Source organism: Commensalibacter communis (genome assembly GCF_947179105.1).
In the GTDB taxonomy this organism is placed as follows: Bacteria; Pseudomonadota; Alphaproteobacteria; order Acetobacterales; family Acetobacteraceae; genus Commensalibacter; species Commensalibacter communis.
Window position 1 is genome coordinate 491129 of record NZ_CAMXCK010000001.1, and the last position, 26194, is coordinate 517322.

Consider the following 26194-nt stretch of genomic DNA (forward strand, 5'->3'; position numbering starts at 1 on the left):
TAAGATGTTCATAATTAAATGATTTATGTATACCAAATAGAGTAAAGTGGATGAAACGACTTCTTTTTGTATTTTTCTTGTTTTTAACGTCTTTTTCAGCTTTCGCTCAATCTAATGAAAAACTGTATAGTTTTAAACAATCTGGTGACCAGTATGTGGTTAGTATTAAAAATCACGCTGAGATTTCAAAAGCCATTGGTGATTTCTGTCATGACCAACATGTTACGGCTGGTAGCATTATTGGTCTTGGCGCAGTAAAAGAAGCTACATTGCGTTTTTTCAATCCTGTTACCAAAAAATTTAGAGATAAAACATTTTCTGAACAAATGGAAATCAGTAATCTAACTGGAAATATTGCTCAAAAAGATGGCAAGCTTTACTTACATTTACATATAACACTTGGTCGGTCTGACTATTCAGCTTTGGCTGGGCATTTATTAACTGGTGTGATTAACGGTGCAGGGGAGTTTGTCATTACAAAATATAACGGTCAGCTGCCACGATATTATGATGAAACGATTGGGTTGAATTTGTATCAGTTTAACTAAAAAGTTGTTGCATTGGTCAAAATTTGATTAAAATATCGAATTAGCACATCCAATATATTTTCTTTTTAAAATCAATCGTTGCTGGTGCACTTCCAAGGCAAGCTTCTATATGATCGAGATTTACATCTTGAGGAGAGTTGGGGGATGAAATAATCCATACGCCTGACTTGTGTTGGCGAATAACTCCATCTTCCATCAGTTCGCCATTTTTTATGCCAGATATATTTACCTTTTTTGCATATATTTTTATTCGATCGTTGTGTATTTTGACAATTACAGTATCGCCCATCCAAGAATTTTGTTCTTCATAGTAAATTTTATATATGAATGTTCCGTTATGGTATTCTGGCTTTTTAGGTATAGACCAAGCATGGATGCTGAACATAAAAAAGAACATAGGGATTAAAGAAAATTGGAATTTCACAGAAGGTATCCTTGGTAAGAAGACAACAACTTATAGTATAAATTTTGAATTTATATCAGCCCAAATTGTTCGACATGCTTATCTTGCTGCATTTGCACAGCATGTTCTAAATCAATAGAGATAATCTGACTGACCCCACGTTCTTGCATGGTGACGCCATATAACCGATTCATGTGACTCATGGTAAGTTGGTGATGGGTCACAACCAAAAAACGTGTTCCAGCTTGTGCGGTCATATCGGATATTAATGAACAAAAACGCTCTACGTTCGGATCGTCCAAAGGAGCATCGACTTCATCCAAAATACAAATAGGAACAGGATTACAACGACTGACCGCAAAGACAAGAGAAAGGGCGGTGAGTGCTTGTTCTCCACCAGATAGCAATGAAAGTGTAGAGAGCTTTTTCCCAGGAGGTTGAGCGTATATCTCTAACCCTGATTGCAAAGGATCCTCATGAGCAAGCAATTTTAAATAGGCACTGCCACCATTAAACATACGGGTAAATAAATCTTGGAAATGTTGGTTAACTTCATTAAAAATTGCATGAAGTTTTTCTTTGCCTTGTTGGTTTAGTTTTTGAATGGAATCTCGTAATTGCTGAATAGCAGTCGATAATTCAGTATATTCTTTTTCTATATTGTTTAATTGTTCTTGTTTTTCTTCGCGTTCAATTTCAGCACGTAAATTGACAGCTCCCAATGCGTCGCGCTCAGCAGAATTTTCTGAAATGATGGTCTTGAGTTTTCTTTCCGCAGCATCACCGATATCCATGTCAGTTTGTTGCTTGGCATGTTCTTGAATAGATGGCTCGATGTTATTTTTTAATTGTTCTAATAAAGCCTCTGCTTGTTCTTGCTTTGCTTGTGCTTTCAGCAGGTTCTCTCTGGTTTTATGAGCATTTTGCTCAGCTTGTTGTAATTGTTTTTGTGCTTCTGTGCGATCTCGTTCAAGCTGAATTAATTGTTGTTGTGCTGCTTGATATAATTCACCTGCGTGCGCCTCAGTTTCTTTTAAAGAGGTTAACTGCTTTTCAAGAACAGGAAGCTTTTGATTTAAAAGATCATATTCAGATTGTAACTGTGTGATTTTGTTTAAAGAGATCGTTGCTTCTTCTTGTGCCTGAGATAAACGGGCTTGCCATTCTTTAAATTGAGTTGCCAAAGCTTCTTTTTGTTTAAGCAGATTGTCTTTTTCATTCAGTAGTAAATGATAAGACAACCGTTCTTTTTCTTCTTGTTCTTTGCAATTTTTATAAGTTTCTTGGATCTGATAAAGATTGGCTTTAACAATGTCTAACTCAGGGCGGGCAGCATATAATTCTTCGACTTTAATAAACTCTTGCTGTTTATTTTCTAAGTATTTCTTTGCATCTTCACACCGTGGTTGAAGGGTTTCAATACGGCTATGGTGCTGAATATAATTTTCTTTAATGGCTTGATGATTTTTTTGTGCAACCGAAAGCGCTTGTTCAGCAATTTGAGATTCTTGTTGGAATGCCAGTATTTGCTGTTCAAGTTCTTGAACATTCTTTTGCGCTGTTTGTTGAGCAGAGAGTGCTTGCTGGGGATTTTCCAGTCGTGTTTGTTGTTCTTGATCTTGAACTAACCCTTGTTCCAGCTGTTCTAATTCTATTTGAAGCTGTGTTTGCTTTTCTTGTAATGTTTCAAGCCGAATAAGGTTTTGTTGATCTTCGCTTAATTGTTTGTGTTGCTGATCTTTAAGGGTAGATAATTGATGTTCAATCGTCTGTAAGTCTTGCTGCGCTTGTTGAGCAGCCTCTTTACACCGTTGTAATTGTTTTTGGCTCTGTTCAACGATGTTATCGTCAGGCTTAGGAATCTCAGCTTCTTTTTGAGCGTGCTCGAAAGTTTTTTGTTTATCGTTAAATTCTTGCTGCGCTTGAGAATACGCAGGGTGCAGCGCATCAAACTGAGTTTGAGCTGCTTGGCTACGGTTTTGCAGAGATAAGAATTCTTGTCGTGTTCTTTGAAACGCTTGTTCGGTCGTTTTATAGAGCGCTTGTTTTTCTGTAAGCTGTGCTTTGATTGCTTGAAATTGCTCTTGAAGTTTCTGATGTTGCGTTTTTAGCGCAGGATATTGAGTTTTTAACGCTGTCAGAGCCTCTTCACTTTGTTTTAAATTTTCTTTTTGTAATAGACGTTGAGCTGCTCTGCTTTGCAATCCTGCTTTTTGATGATAACCATCCCAACGCCATATATCACCCTCTTTGGTCATCAGACTTTGTCCAAAGGTAAGGGTTTGAAAATAATTTTGACCTTGTTCAACCGTTTCAACCATACCAATATGATCGAACGCGCGCTGTAGAGCAGGGGGTGGGGGAATAATCTCTGAAAGTTTCCGAATAGATGCTGGGAATACAGAATGGCTTGGCGGTAATGGCACCCAGCCTGTCTGTGTATCTATACTGACCGGGCTTTCTAACGTCTCATCAAACAAAGCCGCCACCGCAACAATAAGATCAGATGGAATTGTGATACTGTCTAATACAGCTGGTAAAGTGTTGGTATGTTTTTCTTCTTGGTCATGTGACAAAGCAAGCGCCAGACCGTCTCGCTTTGCTTGCAGCTTTTGTTGCTCTGCTTCGTGTTGATACAGATTTTTTTGCGCTTGCTCTGTTGCTTCTTGAGTTTCCTGATATTGCGCAGTTAAATTCTGTATGGTGTCTTGTAAAGATGTAACTTGATCTTTTTGTAAATTGAGTTCCGTCTTTTTATCTTGTAAAATTTGATCTGCAATGATCGCTGTTTTAGCTTTGTCAATTTGTTTAGCTAAGAGCGTTAAATTCTTCTGTGCTTGTTGAAAAGCTTGTTGTGTCGTTGACAGATTTTTTTGACGGTTATTATAAATTTCTGTGGCTTGCTGGTTTGCAGACTCAGTTTCCAGATGTGTTTTGATAGCATCTTGATAATATTGAGCTGTGATTTCCGTATTTTCTTTGGCGCTGAAATATGTTTTTTGTAACTCTGATAGTTCAGCAGCAAATTGTTGTTTTTGTTGTTCGGTCAAAGATTGTTTTTGTAATGTTTGTAATTGTGTTTCAAAATTACTTCTCTGAATCAAAAGCTGTTGTTGCTTTTCGGTTTGCTGCTTAATTTTTGTCGCAAGTTGTGTATAGGCTTGCTCGACTTGTTGAGCGTGGTGCTGTGCGTGACTTGCTTGTAATTTTGCTTCGTTATGACGTGATTCGCTTTCTTGCTTTTGCGTTTGTATGGTTTTTAAATGTTGCTGGGCATGATCCTGAGCATTGGCAAGGTTGTTGATTTCTTCTTTTTTGGGAAGAGCTTCAAGGCATCCTTGATACTCAACAACGATTTTTTGATACTCGATTTCAGCAGCTTGCTTGGCCTGTTTAGCTTGCTCATATTGCTGTGTAATCGTTTGATGTTGTTTTTGTTGCTCTTCAAACGTTTTTTCTTCTTTTTGAATTTCTACAGTCAAACGGGCTAATTGCTTGTCATAGTCAGCAATATTGCTTTGAAGAATTCTTTCTTTTTCAGGGTGTTCTAGCAGATTTTGTTCTGTAGTTTTTAGATTAATATGAACTTGATTTAAATCAGCTTGTGTTTTCTCTACACGATTATTGGCTATGATTTGTTGTTCTGTTGCTTCTTGAATACGTTCTTGAAGTTGTTGCAACTGTTCTGTAATTTTATTTCTTTGCTCTTGCAAGAATCGTGTTGCATTACGTTCATGATCCCATTGGGTACGAGCTTGAATCTCTTGTTGTCTGAGCTGCGGTATTTTTTCTTCAAACGATTTGAATAGGGTCTGCTGTTCAGTATATTTGTATTCAGCATCCTTTTGTGCGTTGTCAGCTTGGATTTGCTTTTGCTCAAATAGATATAGACTACGGATTGCACGTTGGAAATATAGGGATTGTAAAGTGGTTTCTGCTTCTCTCAGTTCGGTTGAAAGCCGTCTATAGATTGTTGCTTGTGAAGATTGTTCGTTTAAAGATTCAATAAGCGAAATCAGTTGTTGTTGTAAATCATTCAAACGTGCCAGATTTTCTTCGGTTGCTTTAAGTTTTAATTCGGCCTCTCGACGCCGACTATAGAGGCCAGCAATGCCAGCCGCTTCTTCTAGGACTTGTCGTCTTTCTTCGGGCGAGGCTGAAATCAGTTGTGCGATGCGGTTTTGGCTGATGATTGCAGAGGATCGCGGGCCAGACCCCAGATCAGCAAAAAAAGTTTGCACGTCTCTGGCTCGTTGAACTTTGTTATTAATTCGATATTGGCTGCCAGAACCACGTTCTAGTTGCCGAGAGATTTGCAGTTGGTCTTGTTGTTGAAATGGGGCTGGTGCAATCATTTCTGTGCCTTCGATGGTTAAGGCAACTTCGGCGATATTGCGTGCCGCCCTTCGTGCGGTTCCTGCAAAAATGACATCGTCCATTTCTCCACCACGTAAAGAGCGGGCAGAGCTTTCCCCCATAACCCAGCGGATGGCCTCAACAATATTGGATTTGCCACAGCCATTGGGGCCGATGATCCCTGTTAACCCTGGTAAGATTTCTAATGTAATAGGATCAGAAAAACTTTTAAATCCAGCGATTTTTAATTGTGTAAAGCGGATGGTCATACAGGGATATTGGAACTATGGTAATTAAGGGGTTGGTTGACGGCTTAAAGCATTTGTAACCTGTTTTCCAAAATCTTCAATAGTTAATTCACCAACAACAGGTTTGCCGTTGAAAATAAAGGTTGGGGTGCTGTCGATTTTATATTGCTCTTCAGCTTGTTTGGTTTCTGCTAAAATTGCATCACGTAAAGCAGAATCGTTTGTAACTTGCTCAAACTGAGAAGCATTCATGCCAGCAAGGGTTGCGTATTTTTGTAATTCTTTGACTGGATCTGCACCTTCTTTAAATGCCCATTGCTCCAAATTATCTAATAAAGCAAAAACAAAAGGTTTATATTGCTCAATAGGTAAACTGCGTGCAACGATAGCAGCCATCAGCGCAATTTTATCTAAAGGAAAATCTTTGAAAATATAATAGACTTTGCCTGTGTTAATATACTGCTTTTCAATTTCTGGAAAAACCGTTTGAGCAAAGCGTCCACAATGAGCGCATGTCAAAGAAAACCATTCCTGAACATGAACTTTGGCATTTGGATTGCCTAGTGCGCGTGGCGCAGAAAAACTTGGTGAAATTGTTGCTGCTTTGGTTTGCAAGCTGGTTGCGAACAGGGTTGCTGCTGGAAGTGCAGTGCTTAGAAATAAGCGGCGCGTAATAGGCATAATAGGTTCCTAAAATAGTAAATAAAGACAATGATATTACGTTTCAATTTTAACATCAAATTTGACGGTTAATCACGTATTTTATCATAAATATCATTAAAAATCATAAAATTATTTATTGTAAAGGTGATTGAGAGATGTGGATAATGATTTTGGTTAATCAATATTGATTAACCACCACGGAAAATAAAGAAAACAGCACCAACAATACATAGTCCTGCCCATACATAATCCAACTTAAAGGATTGATTCATAAAAAAGATGCTAAAGGGGATAAAGACCAATAAAGTAATGGCTTCTTGCATGATTTTTAACTCCCCCAAAGAGAGCTTGGTATATCCAATACGGTTGGCAGGGACTTGGATCATGTACTCGCCCAAAGCAATGCACCAACTGATGAGTGCAGCGATGTACCACGGCTTGCTTTCCAATGTTTTTAAATGTCCATACCATGCATAGGTCATAAAAAGATTTGATAAGACCAGCATCGACGCAGTTGTTAACCAAACAGGCATTTGTTTCTCCTTTTAAGTTATAAATTTTGCTGAATTTGAATAAATTTTAGTAGTTTGTTAAATAAATTGAATATGCTAACATTTGGTAATAATTTTTAATGTATAAATGAAATTATTCAAATGGCTAAAACAACTGTTGATTTTATATGCTTTATAAGCATGATCCAATAGTAAAATATTGAAGATGAGACTATTTTATAATTCTATTCTGTTATAGGAGATTTTAAATGATTATTCTGTGTGGGGATGTTTTAATTGATTTTATCCCAGATAAAACGGTGGATGGAAAAGATTGTTACTATCCAGCCCCAGGGGGGTCATGTGCAAATATTGCTGTGGCTATTGGTCGTTTAGGCGGAAAAGTTGGCTTTATGGGTGGGATTTCTAATGATTTTCTAGGTGAAAAATTGATGGAATTCCTTGAAACCTCTAACGTCGAAACCAGATACGTGGCACGGGGACCTCAACAGACAACGCTTGCTTTTGTAGAGTTGGGTGAAGAAGAGCCACAATATGCTTTTTATGATGAAAATACAGTTTCTCGTCTGTGGGTTCGTTCACAATCTCCTGGATTTACAGATGATGTGAATTTAATTCATATTGGATCGACTTCTTTGATTGAGCCCCCCATTTCTGAAGCATGCGAACAAATGTTCAGAATTGAAAAAGGTAAACGTATTCTTTCGATTGATCCAAATTGTCGTCCAGGCAATACATTACATCCAGCCGTATATCGTGCGCGGATGTCGCGGTTAATCGCGATGGCTGACATTATTAAGCTTTCTAAATCTGATTTAGCATTCTTAATGCCAGATACCTCTTTTGATGAAGCTGCTGAAATGTGGATTTCACAAGGGACTTCAATCGTAATCATTACACGAGGCAGCCAAGGTACATTATGCTACCTACCAGGACAAAAGGCAATTACGGTAGAGCCAGACTATATTGATGATGTTGTCGATTCTATTGGCGCAGGGGATACGTTTATGGCTGCAACGCTAACGTATTTGCAAAAAGAAGAATTATTGACACTGGATAAAATTAAATCAATTACTGCCGATCAAATTACGCAGGCATTAAAATATGGCTCTGTTGCTGCAGCGATGATCTGCCAACGTCGTGGTGCCAATCCGCCTTGGGAACAAGAAGTTGCGGAACGGATTGCCTCAAAAAAATAATTGTTTATTATAGGCAGAGAAAATAACTTTATCTTTGCCTTTTTAATTTCAGAATGAGCTTTAGTTTAAATTGATTTTTATATTATTTAGCTGGTGATTTTAAAAACACCGCAATATAAGATAAGAACGTAAATTTTGATCTGCCCCTTAAGTCTTATTTTAATAATGGGTTATGGGGGAATGGTCATAATATTGGTAATAATCGGATAATACTATTTGAAGGTGAGAAATTAGAGTATAGATTTGGATAGATTTTTAATGATTAGAGCCATATCAAACATTTATTAAAAAGTATTTTTATAAATTTTTTTGGCTATTGTCATTTTCTTCTGTCTGACTAGGGGCGTTAGAAGCAGGAAAATTCCAATCACTAGGAATGTGCATTCTCAAACGTCGAATATGTCTTGGATCAGAGTCTAAGACTCTAAATACTAAACCACTTGAATGTGTCAGTACTTCACCTTTTGTTGGAACATGCTCTGCCAGGCGAAATACGAGACCACCAATCGTATCAATATCAGAATTATTTTCTTCCTCGGTTAAAAAGGCGCCTATATGTTTTTCAAGATCTTCAAGCACCATTCTAGCATCGAGGTCCAGTGTATTGCGGTCGCGCTCAACCATCATTTCCACGTCAGGGTCATCATGTTCGTCGGCAATATCGCCAACAATTGTTTCAACAAGATCCTCAATTGTAACCAAGCCATCGATACTGCCATACTCATCAATCACCAATCCTAAGTGGGTACGATGTTGACGCATTTGTAACAATAAATCCAGAATAGGAATTTGTGGTGCTATGAAAAGAGGCTGCCTTAAAAGATTGGTAATATTAAATTCTTCGTGGTTTCCCGTATAGGCAATCAGGTCTTTGACATGTAACATTCCAATAATATTATCGAGTTCCGTATGATATACTGGAACGCGAGAATGATTTTCATGTCGCATAACTTCTAATGCTTTTTCAAACGTAATTGTGTCTTCGATCGCAAATATATCTGCTCTGGGTATCATCACGTCATCTGCTGTTTTTCCACGCAAACGTAGAATATTAGAGATCAATAATCGCTCTTGAGTACTAAGCTCTTCAGTACTAACATGTTGCGGGGATTGATCGTTTGCGTTTTCCTCATCAACCAAATTAACAATAGATTGACGCAAACTGGGATGTTTGCTCTTATATATCCAGCGCGAAATGACTGATTTGAAACGTCTAGGTTTTTGCTGTGCAGAGTTTTGTCCGTTATCGGATGATGAATTGTTTGATGAACCAGAGCCACGAGGCATTATTATATACTCCGTGATGGGTAAAGTTTCCAAGGATTAGGAATGTTCAGTTTTTGTAATAAAAGAGCCTCTCGCATTTCCATTTCTTTGGCTTCGTTGACATAAATATGATCGTAACCTTGTAAATGTAATAGACCATGAATTATTAAATGTGCCAAATGATGCATAAAAGGTCTTTTATTTTGTTGTGCTTCTTTTTGAATTGTTTGCAGCGCAAAAATAATGTCACCGCCTATCATACCCCCACCAGGTAACTCAAAGGTTAATACATTGGTTGGTTTGTTTTTTCCCCTAAATTGATCGTTTAATTTTTTAATAGAAAGATCATTAGAAAAACACAAATTAGTTTCTTCGGTAATCGGAAGAATTTGATGGATACGATACAGTAGTGGTAGTAATTTAGGCATAAATCTACGCCATTGTAACTCTTGTATGATCAGTTTTTCGTTTAGCTGTTGTCGAGTTTGATAGGTGAGTTGCATGGGCATTATGTTTTATGAGTATCAGGACGATGTTGAGCATCACGTTTATCATATGCCTTCACAATTCGACCGACCAACGGATGCCTGACCACATCTTGGGCTTGAAAACGCATAATTTCAATCCCTTGAATACCTTCAAGTGTTTCAACGGCGTCTTTTAATCCAGATTTGATATTAGAGGGTAGATCTATTTGACTTATATCCCCAGTAATAACCATTCTGGATCCTGGGCCTAGACGTGTTAAAAACATCTTCATTTGAGCGGTGGTCGTATTTTGAGCTTCATCTAAGATAACATAAGCATGTTCAAGTGTGCGCCCTCTCATAAATGCAAGAGGGGCGACTTCGATTTCACCATTGGTTAACCGTTTAATGACTTGATCGCCAGGCATCATTGCATGTAACGCATCATATAAAGGGCGTAGATAAGGGTCAATTTTATCCTTCATATCCCCAGGTAAAAAGCCCAATCGTTCGCCAGCTTCCACAGCAGGGCGAGATAAAATGATACGATCAACTTGACCAGACAGCAACATTGAAACAGCCTGTGCAACAGCAAGAAAGGTTTTCCCTGTGCCAGCAGGACCTATTCCAAAAACCATTTCATGTTTTAATAACAGCTTTAGATACTCAGCTTGTCCAGCCGTTCGTGCAGAAATGGTTCCTCGGCGTGTTGTAATTGTGGGTGCGTTGCTGGGAATTGCTTCATTTTGCTCATTAGGATTTTCTTGAGCATAAGCATTTGTTTCTAAAAGTCCGTCTTGCGTCATACGAATAATGGTATTTACAACAGTCGAGTTAATATCTTTTTGATGGTAAATATGGTTATAAAGATTGCTCAAAACAGCTTTGGCAAGCTCGGCACTCTGTACGTTGCCTTCTATAACAATATGATTTCCTCTGCAGCCAAGCTTGATTTGCAGCTCTTTTTCAATTTGTACTAGGTAACGATCATGCTCACCAATTAAATGAGCTAGAACCAAATTATCACTAAACTGCAATGTTGTTTTTAGCGTGGATGCGTCTAATGATTCTTCTGAAACGATAAGGGGGCGGTTATCAGTTTGTTTACTCAATGGGATGTGCTTTCTTTAACAAGAGAACCAGATAGAGAGAAAGTAAGGCATTCATCTATTTCTACCACACATTCTTGACCAATCAGACTATCATTTCCTTGGGCATGAACGGCTTGTAAATAAGGAGACTTACCAGCAATTTGCCCTTCCTTACGGCCTTTATGGGTAAAGAGAATGGGAATCTTGCGTCCAACTGTGTCTTTGTTGAATTGAGTTTGTTGATCTTTCAATACGGCTTGTAACTCTTGCAAACGCGCATCTTTTTCGGGTTCTGCAATTTGATTCATTGAAACCGCAGCTGAAGTACCTGGGCGGGGAGAATATTTAAAAGAGAAAGCCTGTGCAAACGTAATATCTTGAACCAGTTTCATGGTTGCTTTGAAATCTTCGTTCGTTTCACCTGGATGCCCTATGATAAAATCAGAGGATAAAGCAATATCTGGTCTGGCTTTTTTGAGTTTCTCAATAATAGCATAATATTCACTGACCGTATGACCACGATTCATAGATTTTAAAATACGATCTGATCCTGATTGAACGGGCAAGTGTAAAAACGGCATTAAAGTAGGCAAGTCACGGTGGGCTGCAATCAAAGAATCACTCATGTCGTTTGGGTGAGACGTTGTGTAACGAATACGCAGTAATCCAGGAATGGTTGATAATTTTTCAGCAAGTTTGACTAAATCCCAAATATTCCCATCAGGACCTTGACCATGATAGGCGTTTACATTTTGACCAAGCAACGAAATCTCTTTGACGCCAAGGTCGCATAAATGAGTTGCCTCATCGATAATTGCTTGTACTGGACGACTTTCTTCTGCACCTCTTGTGTAAGGAACAACGCAGAAAGAGCAAAATTTATCACACCCTTCTTGGATGGTTAAAAATGCTGTATATCCTTGTGATTCATCAGGTGCAGGCAAGAAATCAAATTTGCTTTCTGTTGGGAAATCGGTCTCAATTACATTACCTGATTTGCGAGCGACGTCTAATATCATCTTGGGAAGACGGTGATAGGTTTGTGGACCAAAGACAATATCAACATAAGGCGCACGCTTTAAAATAATTTCACCTTCTGCTTGTGCGACACAACCTGCCACCGCAATTAATGTTGGGTTACCTTGGTCTTCACGATATTCTTTGATCTGTCTTAATCTTCCTAATTCAGAGAAAACTTTTTCGGTTGCTTTGTCACGGATATGGCACGTGTTTAAGATCAAAACATCGGCTTTTTCAGCTTCATCAGTAACTTTATAGCCCAAAGGGCGAAGAAGATCGACCATACGGTTACTATCATACACATTCATTTGGCATCCCCATGTAATGACATGTAGATAACGTTGTTGTATTGTCTGTGTAGAGTGAGCAATATGAGTAAAACTGGTATCAACCATTCGGTAAGCAACCTATTATAAATAAAAAAGACAGCAAGGTTCTTTTTTAACAAGAAAAAATAAACCAAGCTATCTTTTTATAAAAATAAAGGCGTTGAGACAAGTATTTTATAAACGTTTAACCGTTAGGTTGGAGGAGAAAATATCTCCATCAAAACGAATAGCACCCTGTAAACTCTGAGAAAGTGTTTCAAAGTGTTTTTTGAACATTGTCGCTAGTTCTTCCGCTTGTTTGTGGTAGGCTTGCGGATCAGCCCAACAAAGTGCTGGATTTAAAAGTTCACTTGGGATTCCATCAACTTTTGTCGGGATTTGTAATCCGAAATGCTTCTCTGTTTCAAAAGGCACATCTTTTAATGAGTGATTCAATGCCATATGTAATAATTGGCGGGTATGGGGCAAAGAAAAACGCTTTCCGATACCATAGGGACCACCACTCCAACCTGTATTAATTAACCAGCATTGAATATTAGGATTTTCTTCCAAACGTTTCATCAAAAGAGCACCATAAATATCCGCAGGTCTGGGCAGGAACGGTGCGCCAAAACAGGTGCTAAAGGTTGCCTTTGGTTCTTTCCCCAATCCGCTTTCTGTGCCAGCAATACGTGCTGTATATCCCATTAAGAAATGAAAGATTGCTTGTGCATTGGTCAGTTTTGAAATCGGAGGTAACACACCAAACGCGTCTGCAGTTAACATTACGATATTTAGAGGCAGACCACCTTTACCAGATGTTGAAGCATTGGGGATAAAATCAACTGGATAGCAAGAACGTGTATTCTCTGTAAGAGAATTATTATCAAAATCAGGTGAAGCATCAGGGTTTAAAATAACATTTTCTAAAACTGATCCAAACCGTAATGACGCATTCCAGATTTCAGGTTCTGTTTTTTTATTCAAATTGATGACTTTGGCATAACATCCGCCTTCAATATTAAAGACACCAGTTTTTGACCAACCATGTTCGTCATCACCAATTAAAACACGTTCTGGATCAGAGGAAAGAGTGGTTTTTCCAGTACCAGAAAGACCAAAGAAAATAGCGACATCCCCATCTTTACCAATATTGGCAGAGCAATGCATTGGTAAGATATTTTCAGCAGGAAGCTGCCAATTCATCGCAGAAAAAATAGATTTTTTAATTTCCCCAGCATATTGGGTTCCGCAAATAACGATTAACTTCTCTTTGAAAGATGTTGTAACAGCGGTCGGTCCATGGGTGCCACATCGACCAGCGTTTAAAAAGAGATGAGGGGCATGTAAAATTGTATAAGGTTTTTTACTGTTTTGTTTGATGGTTTCTTTTTCATCTTCACTTAAATCTTCAGGTCTGACAAACATATTTCTAGCAAAAAGCGCGTGCCAAGCACTGGTTGTAATTAATCGAATTGGAGTACAACAATCAAAATCACGTCCAGCATAAAGGTCTTGAATATATAAAGTTTGCCCTTGAAGATATCCACCAACTTCTGACAAAAGCTGTGCAAAGTGAGCAGTGGAGAGTTTGTGATTAATGTCACCCCATTGGATTTGATCAGAAATATTAGCTTCATCGACAACGAATTTATCGCCTGCTGCACGCCCTGTGAAATGTCCTGTGTTTACAACAAAGGCACCTTCTTTGGATAAAGCCCCCTCTTTGTTGCGAATAGCATGCTCGACTAATGCTGCACGAGAAAGATTAATATATAAATTTGGTGCTTTTATTATTCCTGTGCCCTGTAGAAAACTTGCAATAGCATTATCTACTTGTTCATGGTCACCATGTGTATAGGAAAGGCTAAGCGTTGCTCCTGTAACATAAGGTTTTACAACATTATGAGGTAAGGAAGATGAGTGTGTCATAATTTTCAGAACCCTGAATTATTAAAGTATAGGTTCATCTTATTTAATAGAGTAAAATATCCAAAAGGCTATTCACAAAACCGCTAGTTCTTATCAACAGTCATTGAAATATTTTGCAATATTATGAAAATTAAAAAAAATTAATAATTATTCAAATAAGTTATATTATTTTTTTTATATCTTCGTCAGATTTCCCTTGCCTTAAATAAGCAGTACCTGTCGCGATAATATCCCATGTTTTTTTGGATAACTGTTTTCTGTTTTTAAAATCTTCGGGATAAAGGGGCTGATGATAGATAATAGATGCCCTCATCTCAGACCATTTACAAAAATCCCATAAGTGGGGAGTAAGTTCCATATCTCCGTACCAAGAATATATTGGACGACGAAAGCGATTGACTGGTAACATCCCCAAACGATCATAAACCACCGAAATAGGTTGGATAATTGGAGTAGGATAGGCAACATTTTTGGAGATTGGCTTTGCCAGTACAAAGAAGGATGATAAAAAAGGTGCGAGATGAGATCCCTCGGTTGAGGTGCCTTCTGGAAATAAAATTAAATTTCCACCTTCTTCTAATCTTTTTTCCATCGTTTGTTGTTCTTTGATTGTCGATTGACGTTGCCTACTGACGAATAAAACCCGTCCCAGTCGACATAATGTGCTAATGACTGGCCAAGAGCCAATTTCTTCTTTGGCGACAAAAGCTCCTGGTACTAGTCCTCCAATGGATGCAATATCCAGCCAAGAAGTATGATTGACGATATAAATAATAGGTCGTTTTTGTGAACTGGATTGATGTTTTTGTTCCGCAAGCTTTCCAAATATACGCAGATCGAGCCCTAATATTCTGGAAACGTTACGCCAGTAAAAGCGTGCAAAGTTAATTTTTGCAGAGCCAGGTAGTTTGATAAATAAACTTTGAAAAGGCATACAAAGAATAGTCCATATTAAGACAATGCCAATCTTTTTTGCTGCTCTAATTCTTTGATAAATACTAGAAAATTTAGACAGAAAATGAGGGTATGTAATAGGTAGCTGATGAATATCGTGTTGTATAAAATGTTTTTTTTGGTTAGAAGAACGCAAAGGAGAGTTATTCACTTGTGATGAGATTGGTTTGCAAAATATTTTTTGTAAATTTTGTTTGAAAAAGGATAAGTATTTCAAGGTATGACAGCTGCTTATTACAAAGGTTTTGAAAATTGGGTAAAATGTTCTACTAACAATTGTCGGCATTCTATAAGAAGTTAAAAAGAACTACAAGGATATGTCTTATAATACGTTTTAAAAATGTTGTATATATATCACGACATCTTTATAGTGCAAATATTTTAAAAATTGTACATGTTTTTCATAATGTTGTACGGTGAAATGTTTTATATAAAAGATAGGGTAGTTTTTCATAACATATCATTAGATTAATTTTTATCTTTTGTTATCAATATTAAATTTAAAATGCTGTGATTGTATCAATAAGATAGAGGAAATAAAGTTTGTTGTTCACCGAACTGCAATTAAGTTACTTTCGTATATTTAAAAAGATGAAGCCTTCTAAAATGGTCTTCGGCTTATGTTGGGGCGTGATCACAGGCACTTGCACATCCATATACGTAGCTATGGCAGCCGATCCTCAGACTTATAGAGTGGAAATCAGACCAACAGGTAACAAAGATATCGATGCCACATTATCTGATGTTTCAAGCCTTGTATCTTTAAAAAAAACCAAAGCTGTTGGGGCGTTTGCTTTGGCTGGGCGAGTCAAAGGGGATTACGATCGGTTACAAACTGCAATGGATAGTTTTGGATATTATAACGCTAAAATTAACATTAAACTTGGTGCGGGCAAGACCTTAATAAGTAATGATGATAGCAAGAAAAAAAATAAAACAGAGGCAGATATACATCAAGTTACTCAATTAACCAACGCAATGGATGGAAGCAATCCGGATCTACCTAACTTCATTACAAAGATACCTGATAAAACAGAGGCGGTTATTGTTGTTGATATTGATAAAGGGGATCAATATCATCTTGGCAAAATAGAGTTGGTTGAAAATAAACCTACAACACAGCCTGTAAAAGATCCCACGTCACCGAACGCTAAGTCTCAAATAGTATCCGAACCTATAACATTAACAGCAGATCAACAAAAAGCCTTTAATCTAAAATCTGGGCAAGTCGCAGTATCAGCGGATGTCGTGGCTGCAAAAGGGCGTTTATTAACATCCCTGCGGGAAGATGGTCATGCATTGGCAAAGATCAGTGATCCAGTAGCCTATTTGCGCCCAGATACGAAAACATTAGATATCGTTTATCAAGTCAATCCAGGTCCAATAGTCGATTTAGGAAATATTGACTTTAAAGGGTTAAAAAAAGTTAATGAGGATTTTGTTCGTAAACGTCTGTTATTACGTGATGGTCAATTATATCAACCATCGAAAATAGAATCTGCGCGGCAGGATTTAGCTTCTTTAGGTGTTTTTTCCAGTATTGATGCCACTGCGGCAACCAAACTTGACGCGAATGGCAAACTACCATTGGTTTTGACTTTCAAAGAATCTAAAAGGAGATCGGTCAGCTTTGAAGCAGGGTATTCAACAGATTTAGGGGGACGTTTAGGCGTGCGTTGGTCGCATCGTAATCTGTTTGGAAATGCAGAAAAGCTTAATGTTGCTGCTTTGGCTACTGGGTTAGGCGGTACGGCTCAAAGGGGACTGGGATATGATATATATGCTGATTTTACAAAACCGGACTTTCGACGTAGAGATCAAGATTTTAACGCTCGTATCGAAGCAGTAAAGCAGAGATTATACTCCTACGATCAGACAGCACTCTTAGTTAAAGGAGGGCTAAACCGAAAAATTAATAAACGGTGGAGAGCATCTGTTTATTTAGGGGCAATCCAAGAGCGCATCATTCAGCAACACATTAAAAATGATTATACAATGATTAATGTGCCATTAGCCGTCCGATATGACAGCACAGATTTGGACAGTCCGATGATGTCGCCAACACATGGAATGAAAGGGTCTGTTTCTGTAACACCAACCACATCATTTGGGGATGGTACGATTTTCTTTGCAGCTTTAGAAGGTAGCGCTTCGACTTATTTAGACCTTGCAAAAATTGGCTTAACAGATCCAGGAGATAGCGTGTTTGCGTTCAGAGGAACGGTGGGTAGTATTCAAGGCGCATCACGAATGAATCTGCCACCAGATCAACGTATGTATGCTGGGGGGACGTCGACCGTCAGAGGATTTCGCTTTCAAGGGGTAGGGCCCCAATTCCCTGGGACAAAATATGCGGTTGGGGGGAAAGCGATGGATGCTGGAACGGTCGAGTTTCGACAAAAAATTACAGAATCTATCGGCGCACAGGCATTTGTTGATGCCGGGCAAGTCAGTAAAACAAGTATGCCGTTTCAAGGAGATTTAAGAGTAGGTGTGGGTGCTGGTGGAAAATATTACACTCCTTTGGGACCCATTCGTTTAGATGTCGCCGTGCCGATGAACCGTCCACCCAGAGGCGATAAATTCGAAGTGTACATCAGTTTAGGCGAGACATTTTAATGGCAACCGAGGATACAAAAATGACAGAAGCACAATCTACATGGCGACAAACTCATCCTATTGGATGGCGTATTCTCTTAGGATTCTCAATTTTTATCACAACGATCATTGTTTTCTTTTGTGCTTTGTTTATTTTTCTGAATACGCAATTTGGAAAAAATTATGTGTTGACCCAGATTGAAAAGCGCACACACGGTCAAGTTCAAATTGAAAATATTTCAAGCTTTTTCTCTCGCCAGTTAACGATTGCAGATGTTAAATTAAAAGATCCAAATGGTGGCGTATGGCTTAATGTGAAGCAAGTCAAGATGGATTGGTCACCGTGGGAAAGCTTTCGTAACAGTAAAATTATTATCAATTCTCTAATTATTAAAGAACTCGATTTAAATTCATTCCCATCAAAACGCGCCGTCATAGATTTATCCAAAGATAAACGGAAACCGATCAACCTTACGTATATGATAGACCTCCGTGATTTACAAATTCAACAATTGCTTATCTCTAAAAATATTTCGCCAATTGAGATGCGTTTGGCGATTGAGGGGAAGGTTCTTATTCGCGATCTTTCCAAGATGGTTGATACGGAAACATTAAAAGCAGTGATGAAGGCCAAACCAAAACTGCATCTTTTGGCGTCTAAAAGGCTACCTGATTTTAAATTTAACGGAAAAGTCAGCGGTAATTTGATGGGTGAAGACGGGAAAAGTGCTTCTAAGCCTTTACATTTTTCTGTCATGTTCCCTCCAGGGGCAGGCACAAATAGCAAAGATAAAGCAGAAATTTACCTCGATTTAGGCAGTGATGATTGATGAAACTGACAACAGAAAAAGCAACTCAAAATCAGGAATCTCCAAAGAAAAAGTGGCGTCAGCGTCACCGTATTCTTTGGGGGTTAGGATGGTTATTTGGTGGCATCATAGGCTTGGTTATCGTTGTTGTTGCTGGTGCGTTTATTTTTGTGAATACGCAAAAAGGACAAAATTATCTGGCCAATAAAATTGGGGATTTAACAAATCACACAGTTATCGTTGATGGATTAACAGGCTCTTTCCCTAATCATCTACGCGTTGCTACAATCGAGTTAAAAGATCCAAAGACTGGCGTATGGTTATCGTTAAAACAAACAGAGCTTGACTGGTCTTTGTTGGCGTTATTAAGCAAAGAGATTCATGTTGATCGACTATATGCCAAGGAGATCAATGTTTATAATTTACCTTCACCAACAGAACCAGAGGCAGGTTCAGAGAGTAGCTCTAGCTCTTTGCCAAATATGGCGATAGCAGCGAATATTAATGATATTCAAGTCGATAAATTATATGTTTCTGACAAAGTTGCACCGATTGATCTTTCAGTGGGGATCAAGGGTAAAGTCGCGATTAAAAACGTGTTAAAAGTTGTTTCCGTTCAATCTATTAATGATTTATCCAATATTAATTTATCACTACATCTTTGGGAGTTAAATCAGGCTACGGATTTACAATTGTTGGCTGGTATTGGGGATAAAGAAGTTGAGAGTGCCTCTCTTAAAATCAATGTTAAAAAACAGTCTGATGGGTTGGTTGAACGTTTATTAAAAATGGATCAATTAACACCATTAGCTTTAAATATCGCATTACAAGGTCCTTATAATCAACTCAAAACGCGCCTTAATTTATCAGCAGCTCAAACGAATTTAAATCTTAATGGCGATGTTGACCTTATTAACTCTAAAATGAATGTTACATTATCAGGACATTCACCTGAAATGACATTAAACTCTACGATCGGTTGGGGAGGATGGGATTTAGACGCTAAATTACACGGTGCATTTCAGTCTCCAGCCGGCACAGGGAAATTTGAGCTGACAAACTTAGCTGCAGGGGACGCAATGGTTAATAAGCTGTTGTTGCAATTTAAAGGAGAGGATTTAGCATCTCTAGGCGATCAAACAACGCAATTTAATCCTTGGGTTCGTTTGAAGCTGGTTGCTGATGGCTTACGCATTCCAGGCAGCCAACCAAAATTATTGGCTGATAGTCCGCTATCGTTAGAGGTGATTTATCATCCCAAAGAAAAAGACCAGCCTGTGGATTTACAGTTAGATCATCAGTTGATTAAAGCGGTAGGTCGTATTTTTGTAAAACCATCTTTGCATGGAAGTATGGATTTATTTACTCCACAACTAGGTTCTTTGGCAAAAGCAGGAAATGTTGATTTAAAAGGCTCAGCGGTTTTAAATATAGCTTTTGCATTACCTGAAGATCCAAAAAATCCTATTCATGTCGATGTGGACGGACCGTTAATGATTACTGGCGGCCTTCCAATTGCAGTGCAAATGATTGGGTCTGAAGGTCATATTGGATTGCATGCACAAATGGTTCAAGGTCAAGATCAAAAAATAGAGTTAGACTCTCTGGTCGTAAAAGGGAAACAGATTGGTTTAAATGCTCAAGGATCATTAATTGGTGAGCAAGTGAAAGGGTTGTTGAATCTAAGTGTCAACGAATTGTCAGCAGCAACCCCAATATTAAAAGGTAAAGCAAATGCTCAAGTAAGTGTGGAGGGTTCGTTAAAAGATTTAGCCGCACAATTGAAATTAACAACTAACTTCACAACGGTTGCTAATAGTGGGTATGTGATTCGACCTAGCCAACTTGAATTGACAGCGAATGCACAACATTTACCTTCACAACCAATCGCGACCGTTGGGCTGACAGGAACGTTAGATCAAACGCCAGTAAATATACAATTACAAGCAGGTCAATCTGAACAACAAAAGGCCTATTATTTGAAATTACAACAAATGGAGTGGCGTGGTATCAAAGCCGTGGCCGATATTGTAATGTCTGAAAATAATATGTTGCCTGTTGGTAAAATTAAACTTGATATCGCGCGTTTGTCTGATTTTAGTCGTTTAATTAACCAAAAGATTGATGGTAATGTTCATCTAGATATTCATAGCTTGCCTGAAAATAAGTCCAAAGTCATGTTGGATTTGAACAGCCAACTTACGATGCCTCAGGCAAAAATAGGAAAATTATCATTATCGGGTTCTGTTGAAAATCCTATTCAAAAACCAGTTGTTAATTTAAAATTACAAGTCAATCAATTACAAGTCCCCAAAGTAGTTAGAGGTAATGCGAATATGACCGCTAATGGCGGGATGGAGAATTTAAAACTAGCACTGAATGGCAATTTTCCTGATTTAATGGACGCCAAAGGAAATATTGATACCGCACTTACGTTGAATTTATTAAAGAAAAAAGTTGATATTCAGAAATTTGCTGCATTGGTTAAAGGCGAGAATATTCGCTTACTGGCACCTGTACAAGCAGATTTTGGTGATAAGATAGCCATTAATCGCCTTAGAATGTCTTTAGCACCACCAAGTGCTGCTGCAGCAACGATTGATATTGCAGGAGAAATCAAGCCAAAATTGGCTGTAACAGCTTCTATTCAGAATATTACGCCAGCACTGGCAAAACCATTTGCGCCAGACTTAAAAGCTAAAGGCGTTATTAATGCGCAGGCAAAACTACAGGGTACTATTGAAAAACCACAAGGAACGATTCAAGTTAATGCGCATAATATGCAGCTATTAACAGGTGCAGCAGCCTCGTTGCCTCCTGCGCAATTAAATGCGCAGGCGAATTTGAATGGCAACTCAGCAAGGCTTGATACAAAGTTACAAGTAGGACAAAAAGTGAATGCCAGCGTCACAGGAACAGTGCCATTACAACCTAAAGGAAACGTGGCGTTACAATTAAATGGAAATATTGATTTATCTGTAGCCAATGCGATTGTTGGGGCATCAGGTCAGCAAGTGCTTGGATTGGTGAATATGGCGATGCAGGTGAATGGAAATGTGAATTCGCCTGTGATTACTGGGCATGTTGATTTAACAAATGGCAGTTTCCGTGATTATGCTCAAGGTGTCAGTATTCGCAATATGCAAGCCTCGATTGTTGGGCAAAGAGATTCGATTGTATTACAATCATTTTCAGCCAAAGCTGGGAACGGGACAATGGATGCGAATGGTCAAGTTGGTGTGTTTAAACCTGGCATGCCGATCAATCTGCATTTTGGTATGAAAAATGCGAAACCATTGGTTAGTGATTTACTGACAGCGATCTTAGATGGCGATATTAATATCAAAGGAATGGCTAAGACACGTATTGATGTTGATGGTGTTGTTAAGATTAAACGTGCCGATATTAATATTCCTCATTCTATGGCACGTTCTGTTGTCCCATTAAAGGTCATTCGCCCTGGGGATAAAATTGAAGTGGTTCAACATGATTCTGCAGGACCTGATATTGGTTTAAATCTTACGGTTAAATCTGCAGGGCAAATCTTGGTTCGTGGTTTTGGTCTGTTCACCGATATGGCCGGGTCATTACATATTGGTGGAACAGCTAATGCACCACAAATCTCTGGTGGTTTTGAAATGCAAAATGGTCATATTGATTTGGCTGGTATTTCTTTGGAATTTACCAAAGGAATTATTGGGTTTAAAGGCAGTAACGTTGATCACAAAATTGATCCATCGTTGGATTTTGAGGTTAAAAAATCAGTTGAAGGAAATACTGTTAGTCTGGCAATTACTGGTTACGCCAGCTCGCCTAAAATAGCGTTAACATCATCCCCACCATTATCTCAGGACCGTGTCTTGGCAATGTTATTATTCGGTGTTGATTCACAAAGTCTTTCAACGACACAAATGGCTGAAATTGGCGTAGCATTGGCAACTTTAGGTGGCGAGGGTAGTGGATTTGATCCACTAGGAACGGTTCGTAAAACGTTAGGGCTTGACCGTTTATCCGTTGGCGGAGGTAGTAGTGACGGGAAAGGATCTTCTACTGGAACTAGTGTTTCAGCAGGTAAGTATGTGATGAAAGGTGTTTACTTGGGTGCCAAGCAATCAACGGGTACGGCTGGCACGCAAGCTGAAATGCAAATTGATATTACCAAACGTTTAAAAGCAACAGCAACTGTTGGAACTGGACAAGATAGAACAGGTTTCGTTACCCCTGATAATGATCCAGGAAGTAGTATTGGATTATTATACAAATTTGACTATTAAGTTGTTTTCTGTTCATGCTTATCAGCCATCTCTTGTAAAAGAGAGGTGGCTTTTTTGACCACATCGCTCCATATTCTTGGGCGTGTTTGTCGAATAATTCGAGTTTTTGGATACCATGGGCTATATTCAGCCCCAGAAATCCAGCGCCAGCAATTATCATATCGATCTAATAAAATGGCATTGGCTCCTAATCCACCAGCCAAATGGATGACAGAAGTATCAACAGAAATCACCAAATCTAAATTCTTGATAATTCCGGCAGTGTCATCCATATCTTGAACCTCAGTCATAGGATTAAAGACAGAAATATCTTTTGGCAAATCGTTTATTTCATGCGCATGGTGCCCCATTTGTAAACTGATAAAAGTGGCATTTTTCACAGATCGTAATAATGGGATTAGCTTAGTTAATTCAATTGAACGTTTATTATCCGTCATAACCGCATAGGCATCACTGGGATGAGGTGACCCACCCCAAACAAGACCCACTTTTAAATGTTTGGTATCAGGTAATTTTTTTTTCCAAAAATTTATTTTTTTTCGATCTGCTGTTAAATAAGGTATAAATTTATGTTTGTTGGGATCAGCACTTAGGGCTCTGGGCAGGCTGATAAAAGGACAATGCCAATCAAAGAATGGTGCTTCTTCGCCACCAACCTTAACCATCGGTTTTCCTCTGATTCGCTCACAAAGCCCTTTCATTGTCTTCGCCACCCATAATTCGACAATTGCGCCGCGCTTGATGAGTTCTGGCACAAACCGTAAATACATCAAGGTATCTCCAAGTCCTTCTTCTTGAGTAATCAGAATTTTTTTCCCTTGGATATCTGTTGTATTTGTCAATGTAGGGAGCAATGTTTCACGTGGTAAACTTGTATGGTTAGGTGTGTCCAAACGGTATTCATGCTCTGCCCAACCCTGGTAATAATATTGTCCCTTCAACAAACATAATGAATAATTTACACGTATTGATGCCCAAAGAGGGTTAAGTATGATTGCTTTGCGATAATATATAAAAGCCTGCTCTGTATCGTTTATCGCATTGTAGTAAGAAGCAAGATTAGCTAAAATAGTAACATTGTCTTCGTTACGTTGTTCTAGATATTTATATATTTTCAGGGCTTGTGGGTATTTTCCTGCTTCGAAAAGAATAGTGGCTAAAATATTAAGTAACCAATCTTGTTTTTTAGAGAATATTAAGCATTTTCTGATATATAAAATTGCTTTTGATGATTGTTTTGTATGTTGTAAAATATTGGCGTAGGCAATATACAAGAGCTCGTCCGCTGATTGAAGTTTAAAGGCTTCTTCGAATACTTTAAAAATCAGGCTATATAAATTATGACTCCCCAGATAAGGTTCAAGCTCACTGCAACTGTGCTGATAAGGGGTTTCCTTAAGTTGTTGCGCTAAACAAAGATGGTACGCAGCCTCTTTAGGTTGATTACAACCTGCATAGGCGATCCCCAACAACGTCATAATAGATTGGTTGAGTTTAAAATTCTTATATGGAAGTAGTAAAGCAAGGGCTTTTTTAAAATTTCCTTGATGTAAAAGAACATTTATAGGGTGTATTATATCCTCATCAGAAGGATTGGAAATTTTTGTCATAATTACGTTGATAAAGTACAATAAAATAAATTGATATATAAAATAGGATCAATATTTTATTTATCAAAATTATTGTTGTTTTCCCAGTTTTTTAATTTACTGGTTTTACCAATGCCTGGATTGAAAATATTGCATGGATCAAGTTCTTGATAGAATTTTTTTAACGGTTCTTTTGCATGGTACAAATGACCAACATTATGTTCAGCGGGATATTCTGCACCTCTATGGTCTAAGATCTTCAACATTTTTTCTTCTAGGGAGACGATGTCATGTCCTTTATAAATGACATAATCTTGGTGAAACACATGACAGAAAAAATGACCATAATAAAGTTTATGCATACATGTTTTATCAATTTCAGAAGGGAGCGTTTCTGTCCATTTCTTGTCATTACGACGTAAAGCAATATCAAGGGCTAAAATATCCTCTACCGTTTTATGGTGAATGGCACGATAACGTACGGCTGCCCCAGCAACAGCAAAACGCTGTAAAAATGCTTTTTTTCCTTCATCGGGATTGCATTCAAAAAAATTACCTTCTGGATGTGTTTGAAAGAATTTGCTTAAGTATCCTTTGATCGTTTCAATATCATTTTTCCCTACTTTTAAAAGGAGATGATGTTCATATGTTTTTGCATAATCATTCATACGGGTGGGTAGATGTTGAGGAAATAAAGAGCTTGCAAACTGCATAATTTTATCGCTGAGATGCAAAGGTAAAAAAACAACTCTTTTTGTTAAATAATCAAATCGATTTTTCAGTTTAAAAAGTAACGGAATATAATCTGTTCCAAAATAGTTAATAAATAAGAAAGTATCTTTTCCATAGATAGCAGCAATGTCATACGCTTTTTTATGAATATACTCTCCTGAAACAGGAACGATGCGTTGGGAAAGCAGATCATATCGTATTTGGGTTAAGTCATCAGGATTGTTGGTGCCAATATAAAAAACTTGTGTTTCTTTTTCTTGTGGAAAAGTATCTAAGCGTACTGCAAAAACAGCAAGCTTACCTGCACAACCCGAAGCTTCGTGTAGATGAGAAGAATCAGCATTGTAACGTGCAGGCATGGGGGAATCGACTTGGCAAACATGTTCTTTATAGTGATGGTCTGAACAATGTTTCTCAGTTTTTGGTAGGTTATGGCTATCAAAGAGATTATTGTCTAAATTTGTGAGGATCTCTTCGGGTGTATTTCCCAATTCAATTCCTAAATGATTAATAAGCTCTAAACGACCATCATGCGTATATTGAGCATAAAGAGCCATTTCAGTATAGGCTGGTCCGCGTTGTACTAACGCACCTCCAGAATTGTTGCAAATTCCACCAAGTACAGAAGCTCCAATACAAGAAGACCCAATAACTGAATGAGGTTCTCGATGATAGGGTTTTAATTTTTTTTCAAGTTCGTTTAATGTTGAACCTGGAAAACAAATCACCTGTTCTGCATCGTTCAGAAGAAATATTTTCTTAATATTCATCGTATTGATGATGACAATATCACGATCATAATTATTGCCATCAGGGCTTGACCCACCTGTCAATCCTGTATTGGCTGCTTGCATAATGACAATCACATTGGCTGTTACACATGCTTTTAAAATTTGCCATTGTTCAAGTAACGTCTTTGGCTGAACAACAGCAATGGCTCTGCCCGATCCGTATCGAAAGCCATTACAAAATAAACCCATTTTACTAGGATTGGTAATAATATTTCGTTGACTAACAATTGTTGTCAATTCAGATATAAGATGCTGTTGAGTATTAGATAAGTTAGTTTGTAATTTTCTTTTTAAAAACATGGCAGTAATTGTCTTAATAATCTATGGATTTCTTATATTATAATCATTAGTAAGATTATAAATCCATATAAATATCGATAGGTAAAAAAAAGAGGATTATAAAATCCCCTTCAATAAAACAATTATCAGCTTAA

Annotated in this window: 17 protein-coding genes; 5 read left to right on the forward strand and 12 right to left on the reverse strand. The window is 38.0% G+C overall.

Translation table 11 applies throughout. The features are described from left to right. The first annotated feature begins 50 nt into the window (after positions 1–50). A complete protein-coding gene (locus PQG52_RS02315; protein ID WP_271827719.1) occupies positions 51–548 on the forward strand; it encodes a PPC domain-containing DNA-binding protein in 498 nt (165 codons plus the stop codon). 40 nt (positions 549–588) lie between these two features. Here the strand turns inward: PQG52_RS02315 and PQG52_RS02320 are convergent, their stop codons facing one another. From PQG52_RS02320 to PQG52_RS02335, 4 genes are all read right to left on the reverse strand, one after another. Further along, complete coding sequence (locus PQG52_RS02320; protein ID WP_271827720.1) at positions 589–972, reverse strand: hypothetical protein; 384 nt, start codon at positions 970–972, stop codon at positions 589–591. Between the two features lie 50 nt (positions 973–1022). Further along, positions 1023–5576, reverse strand: coding sequence for an AAA family ATPase (locus PQG52_RS02325; protein ID WP_271827721.1), 4554 nt, complete (start codon positions 5574–5576; stop codon positions 1023–1025). Between the two features lie 24 nt (positions 5577–5600). Then, complete coding sequence (locus PQG52_RS02330) at positions 5601–6236, reverse strand: thioredoxin domain-containing protein (protein WP_271827722.1); 636 nt, start codon at positions 6234–6236, stop codon at positions 5601–5603. 170 nt (positions 6237–6406) lie between these two features. After that, the gene (locus tag PQG52_RS02335) at positions 6407–6751 is read right to left on the reverse strand and encodes a DMT family protein (protein ID WP_271789059.1); all 345 of its coding nucleotides are present in this window, start codon (positions 6749–6751) and stop codon (positions 6407–6409) included. A 227-nt stretch (positions 6752–6978) separates the two neighbouring features. Here PQG52_RS02335 and PQG52_RS02340 point away from each other — a divergent pair, with 227 nt between their 5' ends. Then, complete coding sequence (locus PQG52_RS02340; protein ID WP_271789058.1) at positions 6979–7929, forward strand: carbohydrate kinase family protein; 951 nt, start codon at positions 6979–6981, stop codon at positions 7927–7929. A 297-nt stretch (positions 7930–8226) separates the two neighbouring features. Here PQG52_RS02340 and PQG52_RS02345 read toward each other — a convergent pair whose 3' ends face one another. From PQG52_RS02345 to PQG52_RS02370, 6 genes are all read right to left on the reverse strand, one after another. Continuing rightward, complete coding sequence (locus tag PQG52_RS02345) at positions 8227–9216, reverse strand: hemolysin family protein (RefSeq protein WP_271827723.1); 990 nt, start codon at positions 9214–9216, stop codon at positions 8227–8229. A 2-nt stretch (positions 9217–9218) separates the two neighbouring features. Beyond that, the gene (ybeY, locus tag PQG52_RS02350) at positions 9219–9698 is read right to left on the reverse strand and encodes an rRNA maturation RNase YbeY (RefSeq protein WP_271789056.1); all 480 of its coding nucleotides are present in this window, start codon (positions 9696–9698) and stop codon (positions 9219–9221) included. 5 nt (positions 9699–9703) lie between these two features. After that, positions 9704–10774, reverse strand: coding sequence for a PhoH family protein (locus tag PQG52_RS02355; protein ID WP_271827724.1), 1071 nt, complete (start codon positions 10772–10774; stop codon positions 9704–9706). Beyond that, the gene (gene miaB / locus PQG52_RS02360) at positions 10771–12168 is read right to left on the reverse strand and encodes a tRNA (N6-isopentenyl adenosine(37)-C2)-methylthiotransferase MiaB (protein WP_271827725.1); all 1398 of its coding nucleotides are present in this window, start codon (positions 12166–12168) and stop codon (positions 10771–10773) included. Before miaB ends, PQG52_RS02355 begins: the two co-directional genes overlap by 4 nt. Positions 12169–12276: 108 nt before the next feature. Next, positions 12277–14013 carry a phosphoenolpyruvate carboxykinase (ATP) gene (locus PQG52_RS02365; protein ID WP_271789053.1) on the reverse strand — a complete coding sequence of 579 codons (1737 nt, stop codon included), beginning with the start codon at positions 14011–14013 and terminating at the stop codon, positions 12277–12279. A gap of 160 nt (positions 14014–14173) precedes the next feature. Beyond that, positions 14174–14947 (reverse strand): lysophospholipid acyltransferase family protein, encoded by a 774-nt coding sequence (locus tag PQG52_RS02370; RefSeq protein WP_271827727.1) that lies wholly within the window; start codon positions 14945–14947, stop codon positions 14174–14176. A 686-nt stretch (positions 14948–15633) separates the two neighbouring features. On the opposite strand from PQG52_RS02370, the gene PQG52_RS02375 reads away from it, so the two are divergent. The 3 genes from PQG52_RS02375 to PQG52_RS02385 are packed head-to-tail and all read left to right on the forward strand — an operon-like array spanning position 15634 to position 22648. Continuing rightward, positions 15634–17586, forward strand: a complete 1953-nt coding sequence (locus tag PQG52_RS02375; protein WP_271827729.1) for an autotransporter assembly complex protein TamA — start codon at positions 15634–15636, stop codon at positions 17584–17586. Next, entirely contained in the window at positions 17586–18395 is an 810-nt protein-coding gene (locus tag PQG52_RS02380; RefSeq protein ID WP_271827731.1) for an AsmA family protein, read from the forward strand. Before PQG52_RS02375 ends, PQG52_RS02380 begins: the two co-directional genes overlap by 1 nt. Then, positions 18395–22648, forward strand: a complete 4254-nt coding sequence (locus PQG52_RS02385; protein ID WP_271827733.1) for a translocation/assembly module TamB domain-containing protein — start codon at positions 18395–18397, stop codon at positions 22646–22648. The genes PQG52_RS02380 and PQG52_RS02385 overlap by 1 nt, the downstream gene beginning before the upstream one ends. On the opposite strand, the gene PQG52_RS02390 is transcribed toward PQG52_RS02385, so the two are convergent. Continuing rightward, complete coding sequence (locus PQG52_RS02390) at positions 22645–24258, reverse strand: tetratricopeptide repeat-containing glycosyltransferase family protein (protein ID WP_271827734.1); 1614 nt, start codon at positions 24256–24258, stop codon at positions 22645–22647. The genes PQG52_RS02385 and PQG52_RS02390 overlap by 4 nt on opposite strands. Positions 24259–24314: 56 nt before the next feature. Next, positions 24315–26060 carry a D-lactate dehydrogenase gene (dld, locus tag PQG52_RS02395; protein ID WP_271827735.1) on the reverse strand — a complete coding sequence of 582 codons (1746 nt, stop codon included), beginning with the start codon at positions 26058–26060 and terminating at the stop codon, positions 24315–24317. Positions 26061–26194 lie beyond the last annotated feature (134 nt).

Bases quoted from the DNA above. Each gene is read 5' to 3' on its own strand.
- PQG52_RS02315 (WP_271827719.1), top strand. From the start codon at position 51: ATGAAACGACTTCTTTTTGTATTTTTCTTGTTTTTAACGTCTTTTTCA.
- PQG52_RS02325 (WP_271827721.1), bottom strand. From the start codon at position 5,576: ATGACCATCCGCTTTACACAATTAAAAATCGCTGGATTTAAAAGTTTT.
- PQG52_RS02330 (WP_271827722.1), bottom strand. From the start codon at position 6,236: ATGCCTATTACGCGCCGCTTATTTCTAAGCACTGCACTTCCAGCAGCA.
- PQG52_RS02335 (WP_271789059.1), bottom strand. From the start codon at position 6,751: ATGCCTGTTTGGTTAACAACTGCGTCGATGCTGGTCTTATCAAATCTT.
- PQG52_RS02340 (WP_271789058.1), top strand. From the start codon at position 6,979: ATGATTATTCTGTGTGGGGATGTTTTAATTGATTTTATCCCAGATAAA.
- PQG52_RS02345 (WP_271827723.1), bottom strand. From the start codon at position 9,216: ATGCCTCGTGGCTCTGGTTCATCAAACAATTCATCATCCGATAACGGA.
- ybeY (WP_271789056.1), bottom strand. From the start codon at position 9,698: ATGCAACTCACCTATCAAACTCGACAACAGCTAAACGAAAAACTGATC.
- miaB (WP_271827725.1), bottom strand. From the start codon at position 12,168: ATGGTTGATACCAGTTTTACTCATATTGCTCACTCTACACAGACAATA.
- PQG52_RS02365 (WP_271789053.1), bottom strand. From the start codon at position 14,013: ATGACACACTCATCTTCCTTACCTCATAATGTTGTAAAACCTTATGTT.
- PQG52_RS02370 (WP_271827727.1), bottom strand. From the start codon at position 14,947: ATGCCTTTTCAAAGTTTATTTATCAAACTACCTGGCTCTGCAAAAATT.
- PQG52_RS02375 (WP_271827729.1), top strand. From the start codon at position 15,634: ATGGCAGCCGATCCTCAGACTTATAGAGTGGAAATCAGACCAACAGGT.
- PQG52_RS02380 (WP_271827731.1), top strand. From the start codon at position 17,586: ATGGCAACCGAGGATACAAAAATGACAGAAGCACAATCTACATGGCGA.
- PQG52_RS02385 (WP_271827733.1), top strand. From the start codon at position 18,395: ATGAAACTGACAACAGAAAAAGCAACTCAAAATCAGGAATCTCCAAAG.
- PQG52_RS02390 (WP_271827734.1), bottom strand. From the start codon at position 24,258: ATGACAAAAATTTCCAATCCTTCTGATGAGGATATAATACACCCTATA.
- dld (WP_271827735.1), bottom strand. From the start codon at position 26,060: ATGTTTTTAAAAAGAAAATTACAAACTAACTTATCTAATACTCAACAG.